11 protein-coding genes are annotated in these 13373 nt (G+C 53.6%); 4 read left to right on the forward strand and 7 right to left on the reverse strand.

All coding sequences use genetic code 11. The features are described from left to right. Positions 1 to 4 precede the first annotated feature (4 nt). The 5 genes from NNO04_RS07050 to NNO04_RS07070 all read right to left on the reverse strand — a co-directional run bounded on the left by NNO04_RS07050 (position 5) and on the right by NNO04_RS07070 (position 7590). A complete protein-coding gene (locus NNO04_RS07050; protein WP_271444069.1) occupies positions 5 to 2224 on the reverse strand; it encodes a YgiQ family radical SAM protein in 2220 nt (739 codons plus the stop codon). A 107-nt stretch (positions 2225 to 2331) separates the two neighbouring features. Beyond that, the gene (gene ftsP, locus NNO04_RS07055; protein WP_271444070.1) at positions 2332 to 3744 is read right to left on the reverse strand and encodes a cell division protein FtsP; all 1413 of its coding nucleotides are present in this window, start codon (positions 3742 to 3744) and stop codon (positions 2332 to 2334) included. Between the two features lie 71 nt (positions 3745 to 3815). Beyond that, positions 3816 to 4553, reverse strand: coding sequence for a 1-acylglycerol-3-phosphate O-acyltransferase (plsC, locus tag NNO04_RS07060; RefSeq protein ID WP_271444071.1), 738 nt, complete (start codon positions 4551 to 4553; stop codon positions 3816 to 3818). Positions 4554 to 4737: 184 nt separating this feature from the next. Continuing rightward, a complete protein-coding gene (gene parC / locus NNO04_RS07065; RefSeq protein WP_271444072.1) occupies positions 4738 to 6996 on the reverse strand; it encodes a DNA topoisomerase IV subunit A in 2259 nt (752 codons plus the stop codon). A gap of 201 nt (positions 6997 to 7197) precedes the next feature. Continuing rightward, entirely contained in the window at positions 7198 to 7590 is a 393-nt protein-coding gene (locus NNO04_RS07070) for a YgiW/YdeI family stress tolerance OB fold protein (protein ID WP_271444073.1), read from the reverse strand. Positions 7591 to 7742: 152 nt separating this feature from the next. Between NNO04_RS07070 and qseB the strand changes: the two genes are divergently transcribed. The 4 genes from qseB to NNO04_RS07090 all read left to right on the forward strand — a co-directional run bounded on the left by qseB (position 7743) and on the right by NNO04_RS07090 (position 10783). Beyond that, positions 7743 to 8402: a quorum sensing response regulator transcription factor QseB gene (gene qseB, locus NNO04_RS07075; RefSeq protein ID WP_271444074.1), complete on the forward strand. Its 660-nt coding sequence runs from the start codon at positions 7743 to 7745 to the stop codon at positions 8400 to 8402. Further along, positions 8399 to 9748: a quorum sensing histidine kinase QseC gene (gene qseC / locus NNO04_RS07080; protein ID WP_271444075.1), complete on the forward strand. Its 1350-nt coding sequence runs from the start codon at positions 8399 to 8401 to the stop codon at positions 9746 to 9748. Before qseB ends, qseC begins: the two co-directional genes overlap by 4 nt. Positions 9749 to 9856: 108 nt before the next feature. Next, a complete protein-coding gene (locus NNO04_RS07085; protein ID WP_271444076.1) occupies positions 9857 to 10438 on the forward strand; it encodes an NAD(P)H-dependent oxidoreductase in 582 nt (193 codons plus the stop codon). 30 nt (positions 10439 to 10468) lie between these two features. After that, entirely contained in the window at positions 10469 to 10783 is a 315-nt protein-coding gene (locus NNO04_RS07090) for a putative quinol monooxygenase (protein ID WP_271444077.1), read from the forward strand. A 95-nt stretch (positions 10784 to 10878) separates the two neighbouring features. On the opposite strand, the gene NNO04_RS07095 is transcribed toward NNO04_RS07090, so the two are convergent. Both NNO04_RS07095 and NNO04_RS07100 read right to left on the reverse strand, forming a co-directional pair. After that, positions 10879 to 12066: a glycoside hydrolase family 88 protein gene (locus tag NNO04_RS07095; protein ID WP_271444078.1), complete on the reverse strand. Its 1188-nt coding sequence runs from the start codon at positions 12064 to 12066 to the stop codon at positions 10879 to 10881. 28 nt (positions 12067 to 12094) lie between these two features. Then, positions 12095 to 13363: an oligosaccharide MFS transporter gene (locus NNO04_RS07100; protein WP_271444079.1), complete on the reverse strand. Its 1269-nt coding sequence runs from the start codon at positions 13361 to 13363 to the stop codon at positions 12095 to 12097. Between the last annotated feature and the right edge of the window lie 10 nt (positions 13364 to 13373).

Here is a 13373-nt window from a genome sequence, read left to right on the forward strand (position 1 = left end):
GGGTTTAGCGCCCTGCCGCAGGTTTAGCGCGTTTTTTCGCCCCTTCAGACGGTTTGCGCGACGGCGTTGACGCAGCTTTCTTCGCGCTCGCCGGTGTCTGACGCTGATGCGCCACTGGCGTGTGCTTGGTCAACGCCGGACGCGTATTACGGTTCTGACGACGCGCTTCGCGCATCTCTTCCAGCGTCGGTGACGGCACCAGACACTCACGACGACCGCCAATCAGATGCTTTTTACCCATTTCTTCCAGCGCCTGACGGATTAACGGCCAGTTCGCCGGATCGTGGTAACGCAGCAGCGCTTTATGCAGGCGGCGCTGTTTGTCCCCTTTCGGCACCACCACATCTTCACTCTTATACCCAATTTTACCCAGCGGGTTTTTCCCGGTGTAATACATGGTGGTCGAGTTCGCCAGCGGCGACGGATAGAAGTTCTGTACCTGATCAAGACGGAAACGACGCTGTTTCAGCCACAGAGCCAGATTGACCATATCCTCGTCTCGCGTACCGGGGTGCGCAGAGATGAAGTAAGGGATCAGATACTGCTCTTTACCTGCCTGTTTCGAATAGGTATCAAACAGTTCCTTGAAGCGGTCATAGCTGCCCATACCCGGCTTCATCATCTTCGACAATGGACCTTCTTCGGTATGTTCCGGCGCAATTTTCAGGTAGCCGCCGACGTGATGGGTCGCCAGCTCTTTGATATAACGCGGGTCTTCAACGGCGATGTCATAACGTACCCCGGAAGCGATCAGGATCTTCTTGATGCCCTTCAGATCGCGGGCGCGGCGATAAAGATTAATCGTCGGCTCATGATTGGTGTCCATATGCGGGCAAATGTCCGGATAAACGCACGACAGGCGGCGACAGGTTTGCTCCGCGCGCGGTGACTTACAGCGCAACATGTACATGTTCGCCGTGGGGCCGCCGAGATCAGAAATGATCCCCGTAAAACCAGGAACAGTGTCGCGAATCGCTTCGATCTCATTGATGATCGAATCTTCCGAGCGGCTCTGAATAATGCGCCCTTCATGTTCTGTGATCGAACAGAAGGAACAACCGCCAAAGCAGCCGCGCATGATGTTGATCGAAAAACGGATCATTTCATAAGCCGGGATACGGCTGTCGCCATACGCCGGGTGCGGCACACGCTTATACGGCAGAGCAAAAACACTGTCCATCTCTTCAGTCGAGAGCGGAATGGCGGGCGGGTTGATCCAGATGTAGCGATCGCCATGCTTTTGCATCAACGCACGCGCGCAGCCAGGGTTGGTTTCATGGTGCAAAATACGCGAAGCATGCGCATACAATACTTTGTCGCCCTTCACCTTCTCAAAGGACGGCAACAACACGTAGGTTTTCTCCCACGGCTTCGGGCGCGGCGGCTGTACCGTTACCGCTTTTGCTTCCTGCTTTTTCGGCGCGACCGGTTTGTTATCGGCGCACGGCAAGTCTTCGCCATAGGGATGCGGGATAGGATCGATTTTACCCGGCGTGTCCAGACGCGTGGAATCCACGCCGCTCCAGCCGGGCAGCGCTTCTTTAACCATAATCGCAGTGTTACGTACATCGCGGATCTGATCGATGGTTTCGCCCATCGCCAGACGGTGCGCAACTTCCACCAGCGGTCGCTCGCCGTTGCCGAACATCAGCATGTCGGCTTTAGAATCCACCAGCACCGAGCGGCGTACGGTATCCGACCAGTAGTCGTAGTGCGCGGTACGGCGCAGACTGGCTTCGATGCCGCCGAGGATCACGGGTACATCTTTCCATGCTTCTCTACAGCGCTGGGTGTAGACCAGGGTGGCGCGATCCGGGCGTTTGCCCGCCACGTTATCCGGGGTATAAGCATCATCATGGCGCAGTCGGCGATCGGCGGTATAGCGGTTGATCATCGAGTCCATGTTGCCGGCGGTAACGCCGAAAAACAGATTCGGTTTGCCCAAACGCATAAAGTCGTCTTTGCTGTTCCAGTCCGGCTGAGCAATGATGCCGACGCGGAATCCTTGCGATTCCAGCATACGACCACAAATCGCCATACCAAAACTCGGATGATCGACATACGCATCACCGGTAACCAAAATAATGTCGCAGCTATCCCAGCCAAGTTGGTCCATTTCGTCGCGTGACATCGGCAAAAAAGGTGCGGGACCAAAACAGGCTGCCCAGTACTGAGGCCAGGAGAAAAGGTCTCTGTCTGGCTGGATCAGGGATATTGCGCTCATAACACTTCCAAAAATGGTAAAAAAATAATCAAAGGCCGGCGATTATAAGCCGGAACGAATGAGAAATCGAAAGGTATTCTTACTCGCCCTCGCGGGCGAGAAGAGGATTATGGCGCCGGGTTCACCAGTAACTGCCCGATAGAACCCCGGTCCGCCATTTCCAGGGTCTGGCTGGAAAAATAGAACGGGAAATGCGCCCAGGACGGTTGTCCATAATAAACCAGCAGTTCTACCTGACCATCCACCCACACGGTGTCTTTCCAGCCCCTGTCTTCCGGGAAAGGAATGGCGCCGTTCACGTTGCGAATCAGGAAGGTAACACCCTCAATGTGGAACGACTGCGGCAGATCGGCGCGGACGGTCCAGCGCTCCCAGGTACCCTGCTGAGCGGTAATATCAACACGATTGACATCCCACAACTGCCCATTAATACCCGGATCGTCACCCAGGCTGATATCCCGACTGCGAATCGGCGCGCCGCTCAGGATTTCCGTCGGCAACAGGCGCATCGGCAGATTGTCTGTCACCAGCGGCAGAAGCCCCGTTGGGCGTAACGTCAGCACCAGCGTTGATACCAGAATACTGGAAGGCTCAAAGAACCCGCGGATCCGGTCGACAATGCTTGCCGCCTCGCCACAGGTAATCGACACCTCATCACCGTTGGTCATATCGACCAGGATCTCACGACGTTCACCTGGCGCCAGCGACAGTTGTTTAACCGACACGGGAGCAGGCAAAAAGCCCTGGTCACCCGAAATAACATGCAGCGCGCGACCGTCGCTCATCTGCAAAAGATAGCGACGTGAGTTGGAGGCGTTTAGCAAACGCAATCTCACCCAGCCGCGAGACACTTCCACATACGGGCTTTGTACGCCGTTAACCAGCAAGGTGTCGCCGACAAAACCGCCGCTTCCCGGTTCGCTGTACTCTGGCGCACCAAAATTATCCAGTCGTTTGTCCTGGATGATGATGGGGAAATCATCCACACCGTAGTGGTTAGGGATCGGCAGCGACTTGCTCACTTCATCTTCGACCAGCCACATCCCGGCCAGGCCGTTGTACACCTGTTGCGCGGTTCGGTTCGGTGTATTAGCGTGATACCACAAGGTGGCGGCGCTCTGGCGAATCGGCAACACCGGCGCCCAGTCGGCATTCGGCGACATCATGCGCGCCGGACCGCCCATCAGCGGCCCAGGCACCTGAAGACCCGCGATGGTCATCGAGACGTTTTCAGCCAGCCGGTTACTGTAGATAAGCTTGACGTCATCCCCTTTCCAGACGCGGATCGTCGGTCCCAAATAGCGGCCATTAATACCCCAGACCGGCGCGCGAGTCCCTTGCGTAAAGGACCAGTGCGCGCGCTGTAATGTCATAAATAATGGCTGTCCACGGCGGGACTCTAACAGTGGCGGAACAGGCAACGGTTGCTGCTGTCCGGCAGCATGTGCTCGCAGCGGAACAGCACCAGCACACAGTGCGATCCCTGATGCCTGAATGAACTGACGCCGACTGAGTGACATATAAGCTCCATGTAAAACTGGCTAAAATAATGCGCAGGAAATCGTATTCCGCAAATCTCTCACTAACCGGCTCACACTTTGCCGGCCGCTTCCCGTTCTGCAACTTCTTTATCGAGCTCTTCGATTTTTTGTTCCATCAATGTACGGCAATGTGCCGCGAGCTCCCGAACCTGATCTTTACCAAAAGCGCTGATATCAATCGGCGGCAACATCTCAACGATCACCAGACCATTGTTCAGTCGGTTAAGTTTAATCTTATTTGAGGTATTGGATACGCACACGGGAATAATAGGTACGCCTGCTGCAATCGCGGCATGAAACGCCCCCGTCTTAAACGGTAGCAGACCACGCCCACGGCTGCGCGTGCCTTCCGGGAACATCCAGACGGAAATACGGCGTTTCTTAATATGGCGGACCACCTGCGCAATGGTACTGTGTGCTTTGGCCCGGTTATCTCGGTCAATCAATAAGTTACCGGTTAACCAATATAACAGCCCGAAAAACGGTATCCACAACAGGCTTTTTTTACCGACGGTAACAGTAGGTGGTTGCACAATATTTGCTGCCGTAACCATGTCGTAATTATTCTGATGGTTAGCGATATAAATGGCATTGCCATGGTTTTCAACACCGGCAGGCAAACGGCATTCCACCTTCAAGCCATACAGAGGGGCCAGGCGGCCAAACATACGACCAAACGTCGCGACGTGCTTAGGATTTCGCGGACTGAAGAGACAGTAAATACACCCAAAAATACAGACCAGAACACAGTAAATAACAGTAATAAAGAGACGAAAAATATATAGCATAACAACCTCTGAAGCCCTAAGAGCCTACTTTTGTACGTCACCTGCTATCAGGTTAGAGCTTTGTTAAGAGCGGCTCTCTGGAAAAGCGTATTGTTAATCGCAACGCACGAATAAACAACGGTTTCACGGGAATTTTTAACGTTTATTCTCCCTCCATGAAAGGAGGGAGAATAAGACGAGACCATTACTCTTCGCTATCGCCACTGCTTGCGCGGCGAGGAGAGTCAATCTCGATACGATCGATACGCTGCAGACCGCGCATCAGCGTACCGCGGCGACCACGCTCACCAGTCACTTTTTGCAGCTCTTCAGGACGCAGTTTAATTTTGCGCTTGCCGACATGAATCGTCAGCGTGCTTTGTGGCGGCAGAACGTAAAGTTGCGCCAGGCCATCGTCGCCTTTCGCTGCTTCCGCTGAAGGAATATTGATGATCTTATTCCCTTTGCCTTTCGACAATTGCGGCAGATCGCTGACCGGGAACATCAACATACGGCCCGCATGCGTTATTGCCAGCAGCATATCGGTGTCATCTTCAATCACCACCGGCGGCATCACATGCGCATTTTCCGGTAACGTAATCAGTGCCTTACCCGCACGATTGCGCGCGACCAGATCGTTGAAGGTACACACAAAACCGTATCCTGCATCAGACGCCATCAACAGTTTCTGCTCATCGCCTTCCATCAGCATATGATCCACCGTCGCCCCCGGCGGCAGCGTAAGCTTACCGGTCAGCGGTTCGCCCTGACCACGTGCCGACGGCAGCGTAATCGGATCGATGGCATAGCTGCGTCCGGTCGTGTCGATGAATACCACGGGCTGGTTACTCTTGCCTTTCACGGCGGCTTTAAAACTATCACCCGATTTATAGTTCAGCCCTTGCGCGTCAATATCGTGACCTTTGGCGCTACGCACCCAACCCATTTGAGAGAGCACAATAGTCACAGGCTCTGACGGCAGCATGTCATGCTCGCTCATCGCCTTAGCTTCTTCGCGCTCCTGCAAAGGAGAGCGACGATCATCGCCATAGGCATCAGAGTCAGCCTGCAGTTCTTTCTTCAGCAGGTTACTCATTTTGCGCTCGGAAGCCAGAATGCCCTGCAACTGGTCACGTTCTTTCGCCAGCTCATCCTGCTCACCGCGGATTTTCATCTCTTCCAGTTTGGCAAGATGACGCAGTTTCAGTTCGAGGATAGCTTCAGCCTGCGTTTCAGTGATGCCAAAGCGCGACATCAACGCGGGTTTGGGTTCATCCTCGTGACGGATGATCTCAATCACTTCGTCGATATTGAGAAACGCCACCAGCAAACCTTCGAGGATGTGCAGGCGCTTAAGGACTTTCTCCAGACGATAGTTCAGGCGGCGGCGCACGGTGTCACGACGGAACGCCAGCCATTCGGTCAGGATTTCCAGCAGGTTTTTCACTGCCGGACGACCGTCCAGGCCGATCATGTTCAGGTTGATACGATAGCTTTTTTCCAGATCCGTGGTGGCGAACAGGTGGTTCATCACCTGATCCATGTCCACCCGATTGGAGCGCGGAACAATCACCAGACGCGTTGGGTTTTCGTGATCCGACTCGTCACGCAGATCGTCCACCATCGGCAGCTTTTTATTGCGCATCTGGGCGGCGATTTGCTCAAGGACACGCGCACCGGAAACCTGGTGCGGCAGCGCGGTAATCACCACCGCGCCGTCTTCTTTATTCCATACCGCACGCATACGCACGGAACCGCGCCCGTTCTCGTAAATCTTACGGATTTCAGCACGGGAGGTAATGATCTCAGCTTCCGTCGGGTAGTCCGGCCCCTGCACGATATCCAGCAGTTGATCCAGCGTCGTTTTCGGCTGTTCAATCAGGGTAATAGCCGCTTTCGCCACTTCGCGCAGGTTATGCGGAGGAATGTCAGTTGCCATCCCGACCGCAATACCGGTAGTGCCGTTGAGCAGAATGTTGGGCAGACGCGCAGGCAGCATTTTCGGCTCCTGCATCGTGCCATCAAAGTTCGGCACCCAGTCTGACGTTCCCTGCCCCAGTTCACCCAGCAGAATCTCCGCGTACTTCGACAGGCGAGATTCGGTATAACGCATTGCTGCGAAGGATTTCGGGTCGTCCGGCGCCCCCCAGTTTCCCTGGCCGTCAACTAACGGATAACGGTAAGAGAATGGCTGCGCCATCAGCACCATAGCTTCGTAGCAGGCGCTGTCGCCATGAGGATGATACTTACCCAGTACGTCGCCGACGGTACGGGCGGATTTTTTAAATTTGGCGCTGGCGTTCAGTCCCAGTTCCGACATCGCATACACGATGCGACGCTGAACCGGTTTCAGCCCGTCACCAATAAACGGCAACGCCCTGTCCATGATGACGTACATGGAATAATTCAGATAGGCGTTTTCCGTGAATTCATGCAGCGCAAGGCGCTCTGCCATATCGCTCATTAATCGTGGTTCCTCAACGGTTAGCCTGAACAATACCCACTCTCTGTCAGGCAATATTGCCGCAGATATTACCCTATCTGACGCGTTGAGTCACAAAGTCTGCCAGCTTTCCCCCATCCGGTTGGCGAGGTTGATGTTCGATGGGAAGTCGCGGAGTCGACTGAGCAATGATCAGAGCCGCACACGCGGCCCTGATGAGGATTATTTGGTAACTTTGGTGACCTGTTTTACATCGATCTCTACAGAGTTCCAGTCTTTATCAACCTCACCCTGAATTTCCACAACGTCCTGCGGCGTCACGGTCACCCCGTTCCAGCGTTTGTGGTCGATATCCACATTCATGGTGCCGGTGGCATCTTTAAACAGATATAAATCGTCGGAAATACGCTCAACGATATTCCCGCGCAGCGTTACCCAGGTATCATCACGCAGCGATTTAGCACTTTCGACTGTCGTGCTGCTACCGTTCGGGCCAACAAACCCGCCGCTTTGACTTTGCGTCGCCGTCGGACCAGAAAATCCGCCCTGTTGCGCAGCCAGGACCGGTGCAGAACTCAATGCCATCACGGCAATCATTGCAGCCAATTTCTTCATGATTCTTCCTCCCTTTCATGTTGTTTCACATCCATTAAATACCTTAATTCTTAACAACTTCTTAAGCCAAAAAAAGAGATATTATTTCTGTACATCGCCCGCGACGACAGGGTTTACTGACAGCAGACTGATTCAATGCAGGGACGAATATCATGCGAATTTTACTGGTAGAAGATGACACGTTAATTGGCGATGGCGTCAAAGCGGGTCTGGGTAAAATGGGATTCAACGTCGACTGGTTTACTGAAGGTCGCCTGGGTAAAGAAGCGCTCTACAGCGCCCCTTATGATGCGGTGATCCTCGATCTTACGCTGCCGGGAATGGACGGGCGGGAGATTCTGCGCGAATGGCGTGAAAACGGCAAACGTGAACCGGTATTGATTTTGACGGCGCGTGATGCGCTGGCGGAACGTGTTGAAGGTTTGCGTCTCGGCGCAGACGACTATCTTTGCAAACCCTTTGCGCTCATCGAAGTCGCCGCCCGGCTGGAAGCGCTGGTGCGCCGCGCCAACGGCCAGGCCAGCAACGAACTACGTCATGGGCAGGTGGTGCTCAATCCCGGTAGCCTGATGGCGACGCTGGCGGGTGAACCTTTACCGCTCAAACCGAAAGAATTTGCGCTGCTGGAACTGCTCATGCGCAACAGCGGACGAGTTCTGCCGCGCAAACTCATCGAAGAAAAACTGTATAGCTGGGACGATGACGTCTCCAGCAATGCCGTTGAAGTACATGTCCATCATCTGCGCCGCAAACTCGGCAGCGACTTTATCCGTACCGTACATGGAATTGGCTACACCCTGGGTGACGCATGAAATTAACGCAACGTCTCAGCCTGCGGGTCAGGTTAACCCTGATCTTTCTGATCCTGGCATCCCTCACCTGGGCGGTTTCCAGCTTTGTCGCGTGGAAGAAAACAACCGACAACGTTGATGAGCTGTTTGACACGCAACTGATGCTGTTTGCCAAACGCCTGAGCGCGCTGGATATTAACGATATCAACGCGTCAGCCCGCATGGCGCGCACGCCAAAAAAATTCAAACACGGCCACGTCGATGACGATGTTCTGGCCTTTGCGGTATACACCAGCGACGGCAGAATGGTGCTGCACGATGGCGATAACGGACGAGATATTCCCTACAGCTACCGTCGGGAAGGCTTTGATGATGGCCGGTTGAAAGGGGATAACGACAAATGGCGTTTTATCTGGTTAACCTCCGCCGACGGTAAATACCGTATTGTGGCAGGGCAAGAGTGGGAATACCGAGAAGATATGGCGTTGGCGATCGTCACGGCGCAACTCACCCCCTGGCTTATCGCCCTCCCACTGATGCTGCTGATCCTGATTGTGTTGCTCAGTAGGGAACTCAAACCGTTGAAGAAACTGGCGCAAACGCTGCGTTTGCGCGCCCCGGAATCGGAGGAACCGCTTGATCCTAAAGGCGTCCCCAGTGAAGTACGCCCGTTGGTTGAAGCCCTCAATCAGTTATTTATCCGCACACACTCAATGATGGTGCGTGAACGACGCTTCACCTCAGACGCGGCCCATGAACTACGCAGCCCTTTAACGGCGCTGAAAGTCCAGGCTGAAGTGGCGCAACTCTCTGACGACGATCCAAAAGCCCGGGAAAAAGCCCTTGCGCAATTGCATGCAGGTATTGATCGCGCCACGCGCCTGGTTGATCAACTCTTAACTCTTTCACGACTCGACTCGCTCGACAATTTACAGGATGTGGCAGAACTCTCTCTGGAGGAGGTTCTGCAATCCGCCGTGATGGAGATTTATCATCTGGCGCAGCAGGCACACATCGATGTGCGTCTGAACATTAATGCACACCATGTCATGCGAACCGCGCAGCCTCTGCTGCTCAGTTTGCTGGTACGAAATCTGCTGGATAACGCCATTCGCTACAGCCCGCAGGGCAGCATCGTGAACGTGACCTTACAGGCGCGCTGTTTTACCGTTACCGATAATGGCCCCGGTGTGGCGCCCGACATTCTGCCCCACATCGGCGAACGTTTTTATCGCCCACCGGGACAGAGCGTGACCGGCAGCGGACTGGGTCTGTCAATCGTCCGCCGGATTGCCGCATTACATGGTATGGAGGTGGCGTTTAGTCATGCCCCCCAGGGGGGATTTGAAGCCACTGTGAAGTGGTAAAGCAGGATTATTGCTAATTAAGCAAAAGACTTTGCACATTTTGCTAATTTTACCAGGTCGGTCATCAGCGTAAAATGGCCTTCAAACGCATTCCTGTGAGGACAAATAATGAGCAACATTCTGATTATCAACGGCGCGAAAAAATTCGCACATTCCAATGGTCAGTTGAATGACACCCTGACCGAAGTCGCGGATGGCCTCCTGCGCGACCTCGGGCATGATGTTAAAGTCGTCCGTGCCGAAAGTGATTACGACATCAATACCGAAGTACAGAACTTCGTCTGGGCCGATGCGGTCATCTGGCAGATGCCAGGCTGGTGGATGGGCGCACCGTGGACGGTTAAAAAATACATTGATGACGTCTTCACTGAAGGTCATGGCATCCTGTACGCCAGCGATGGACGCACCCGTTCAGACGCGTCGAAGAAGTACGGTTCAGGCGGTTTGATTCAGGGCAAAAAATATATGCTCTCGCTGACCTGGAACGCGCCGATGGAGGCGTTCACGGATAAAGATCAGTTCTTCCACGGCGTGGGCGTTGATGGCGTGTACCTGCCGTTTCACAAAGCGAATCAGTTCCTTGGAATGGAAGCGCTGCCGACCTTTATCGCCAATGACGTGATTAAAATGCCGGACGTCCCACGTTATATCGCAGAATATCGCAAGCATCTGAGCGAGATTTTTGGTTAACTGGTAGCCTGGAATTAGAAGGAGTTAACCATGCTTACAGTCATTGCTGAAATCCGTACGCGTCCAGGTCAACATCACCGCCAGGCGGTACTGGAGCAGTTCGCAAAAATTGTCCCTACCGTATTGAAAGAAGAGGGTTGCCACGGCTATGCGCCGATGGTCGATCACGCCGCGGGTGTGAGTTTCCAGACCACTGCCCCTGATTCAATCGTGATGATCGAACAGTGGGAAACCGTGGCGCATCTTGAAGCGCATCTGCAAACCCCTCACATGAAAGCCTGGAGCGAAGCCGTCAAAGGCGATGTGCTGGAAACGACTATTCGTATTCTGGAGCAGGGGATTTAAGTGCAGTGGTATTGCCGGGTGACACGCTGTTTACCCGGCCTTGAAAACCCTAAAACTTAACCTCCAGGCCCGGTAAGCACCACCGGGCCTTTTTATTACCAGTACAGCTTCCAGCTCTGCGTAAACCGCATCAGCGCCTCAACGTAGAAATAATCTCCCCAGCTTGCACACTCATCCACACCCTTGTTGCTCGCCAGATGGTAAACCGAGTGTTTCAGCAGACCATTACCCTTCTCGTCTTTGCCCATCAGGTAGTGTTTCGTCAGCGATGACATAATCCCTTTCGCCCACGCCAGATAACGTTCACGATCAGGATCGGTGATCGGCAGGTGTTTCACGAGCTCCAGCAATCCACATACCGCGATCGCCGCCGAGGAGGAATCACGCAATGCGTCAGTTCCGACCAGCGCCAGATCCCAGTGACAGACATAATCTTCCGGCAGACGGTTCAGAAAGTAGTTCGCCAGTCGTTTCGACAGGGCGATCATCGTCTTGTCGCCGGTGTAGATATAGCTCAGCAGGAAACCGTAAATTCCCCACGCCTGCCCACGCGACCAGCAGGAGTCGTCCGCATAGCCCTGCTGCGTATTGCCATAGCGCGGCGCACCGGTTTTCACGTCCATATAATAGGTGTGGAAGGTGGACGCATCCTCACGAATCAGGAACGTCGCCGCCTGCATCACGTGCGCTTTAGCCGCTTCTGCAAAGCGCGGATCGCCGGTCTGCTCCGTTGCCCAGTAGAGCAGTGGCAGGTTCATGTTGCAGTCGATAATCATCCGTCCGGCCTGTTCAGGATCGGCCAGATCCCCCCACGCCTGGATGATCTTCGCCTTCTCGTGGAAGCGTTCGAGCAGGGCTTCAGCAGCAAGCAAAGAGAAACCGCGCGCCTCATGATTGCCCGTCAGACGCCAGGCCGCCACACAAGACAGGGTGTACAGAAAACCTAAATCATGGGTATTGGTGTCGCTGCGCCCGGCGATGCGCAAGCCGAACGAGCGAACATGTTTTTCCGCCATCGTACGGAATGTTTCATCCCCGCTCATCTCCCACGCCAGCCAGAGTTGGCCAGTCCAGAAGCTGGTGGTCCATTCGACGTTTTCGGTTAACGGGTAATAACCGTCCTGGCAGGTTTCCGCCGGGAATTTTTCACCGAACTCCGTTAAATGACGGCTAATCAGCTCGAGGACATGACCGCGCGCGGAACATAACTCATCGTTAAATGCGTGGGCATCAACGGGCGCAGGGATATCGGTCAGGCGTTCCTCAACGATACGACTTAACATATTTCGGTTCCTTCTTTTAAAGCTGTAATTAGCGTGATGGATGGTGTTCTGCAACGTTCATGGCCTGCGCCCCGCGCCATTTGCTCTGGCAGGCGGATAACGTAAAGGCAGAAATCAGGGTAAAGGTCAGCGCCGTGACGCCCATAATGATATAGGTCTGTTCAAAGCCAATGCGGTCATACATATATCCGGCAGGTGATGACACCACCACGTTTCCGACATACAACATCGCCTGATAACCTAATAAATACATGGTGGCGTTAACGCGTTTATCGAAATGCTCGGCGATATATTTAAATACCGACACCAGCAGCAGACAGATTTCCAGACCATAAAGCGGTTTAAGAATCGAAATTAACAAGTGTGAATCACACATGCCGGAAATAATCAGTCTGGCACCTACCACTAATCCAACAATTAATAATCCACGCTTGGCACCAATAAAATTCACAAACAGCGGGATCACCATGTACATCAGGAATTCCATCCCCGACTGCACCGTGCCCAGATAGCCAAAGACCGCATTGCCCTGCTGCACGTCATCGAAGAAGGTGACGAAATAGCGCGAGAACTGCTGTTCGGCGATAAACATCATCCACGCCACGCCCGCCACATACAGGCAGAAGGCCCAAAATTTGCGATTACGCAGCAGCGCATAAACGTCTGACGGCGCAATTTTCTCTTTGGTCAGCACCTCCCCGGCGTGAACGGAGTTAGTGTTCACTTTTAGGCTCAGCAGGACAATCAGCATGATGACCGACGCAACGCTGCCCATAATGAAGTTATATGCCGGAGAGAGGTTAAACAGCAGGCCGGAGAACGAGGACGCCACCGCCCAGCCGAGCGATCCCCACATTCTGATCTGGCCGAACTCCATTCCGTTCAGGCGGCTAAAACGGTCAGAATAGGATTCACACGCCGCCACCCCCGCATACCAGGCAAAGCTTAAATAGAGTGCGCCGAGAATAATCCCGAGCATGGTGTTGGACATTAATAGCGGCTGATAGACGTAAATAAAGAACGGTGCCATCAGCGCCGACATCGCCACCACAAAATAGAGCAGGTATTTGCTCATACCAATTTTATCGAGAATATAGCCGTAAATCGGTTTCAGAATAACGGAGAATACGCCGTTAACCGCAAATACGGTACCAATTACCGAACCGCTCAGATTCGCCTTTTGGCCGAGCCAGATAGCCAGCAGGCCAATACTTGCCGACCAGGTAAAGAAATAGAGAAAAATAAAACTACTGATTTTGTAATATTCAGTTCTGTTGTTTGTTGATGTATTTTTCATACCACCCTCG

Source organism: Citrobacter sp. Awk 4, from assembly GCF_028069725.1.
GTDB lineage: Bacteria > Pseudomonadota > Gammaproteobacteria > Enterobacterales > Enterobacteriaceae > Citrobacter_D.

Coding starts and splice junctions, on each gene's coding strand:
- parC (WP_271444072.1), bottom strand. CDS start 6,996: ATGAGCGATATGGCAGAGCGCCTTGCGCTGCATGAATTCACGGAAAAC.
- NNO04_RS07090 (WP_271444077.1), top strand. CDS start 10,469: ATGCTTACAGTCATTGCTGAAATCCGTACGCGTCCAGGTCAACATCAC.
- plsC (WP_271444071.1), bottom strand. CDS start 4,553: ATGCTATATATTTTTCGTCTCTTTATTACTGTTATTTACTGTGTTCTG.
- qseB (WP_271444074.1), top strand. CDS start 7,743: ATGCGAATTTTACTGGTAGAAGATGACACGTTAATTGGCGATGGCGTC.
- qseC (WP_271444075.1), top strand. CDS start 8,399: ATGAAATTAACGCAACGTCTCAGCCTGCGGGTCAGGTTAACCCTGATC.
- NNO04_RS07050 (WP_271444069.1), bottom strand. CDS start 2,224: ATGAGCGCAATATCCCTGATCCAGCCAGACAGAGACCTTTTCTCCTGG.
- NNO04_RS07085 (WP_271444076.1), top strand. CDS start 9,857: ATGAGCAACATTCTGATTATCAACGGCGCGAAAAAATTCGCACATTCC.
- NNO04_RS07100 (WP_271444079.1), bottom strand. CDS start 13,363: ATGAAAAATACATCAACAAACAACAGAACTGAATATTACAAAATCAGT.
- NNO04_RS07095 (WP_271444078.1), bottom strand. CDS start 12,066: ATGTTAAGTCGTATCGTTGAGGAACGCCTGACCGATATCCCTGCGCCC.
- ftsP (WP_271444070.1), bottom strand. CDS start 3,744: ATGTCACTCAGTCGGCGTCAGTTCATTCAGGCATCAGGGATCGCACTG.
- NNO04_RS07070 (WP_271444073.1), bottom strand. CDS start 7,590: ATGAAGAAATTGGCTGCAATGATTGCCGTGATGGCATTGAGTTCTGCA.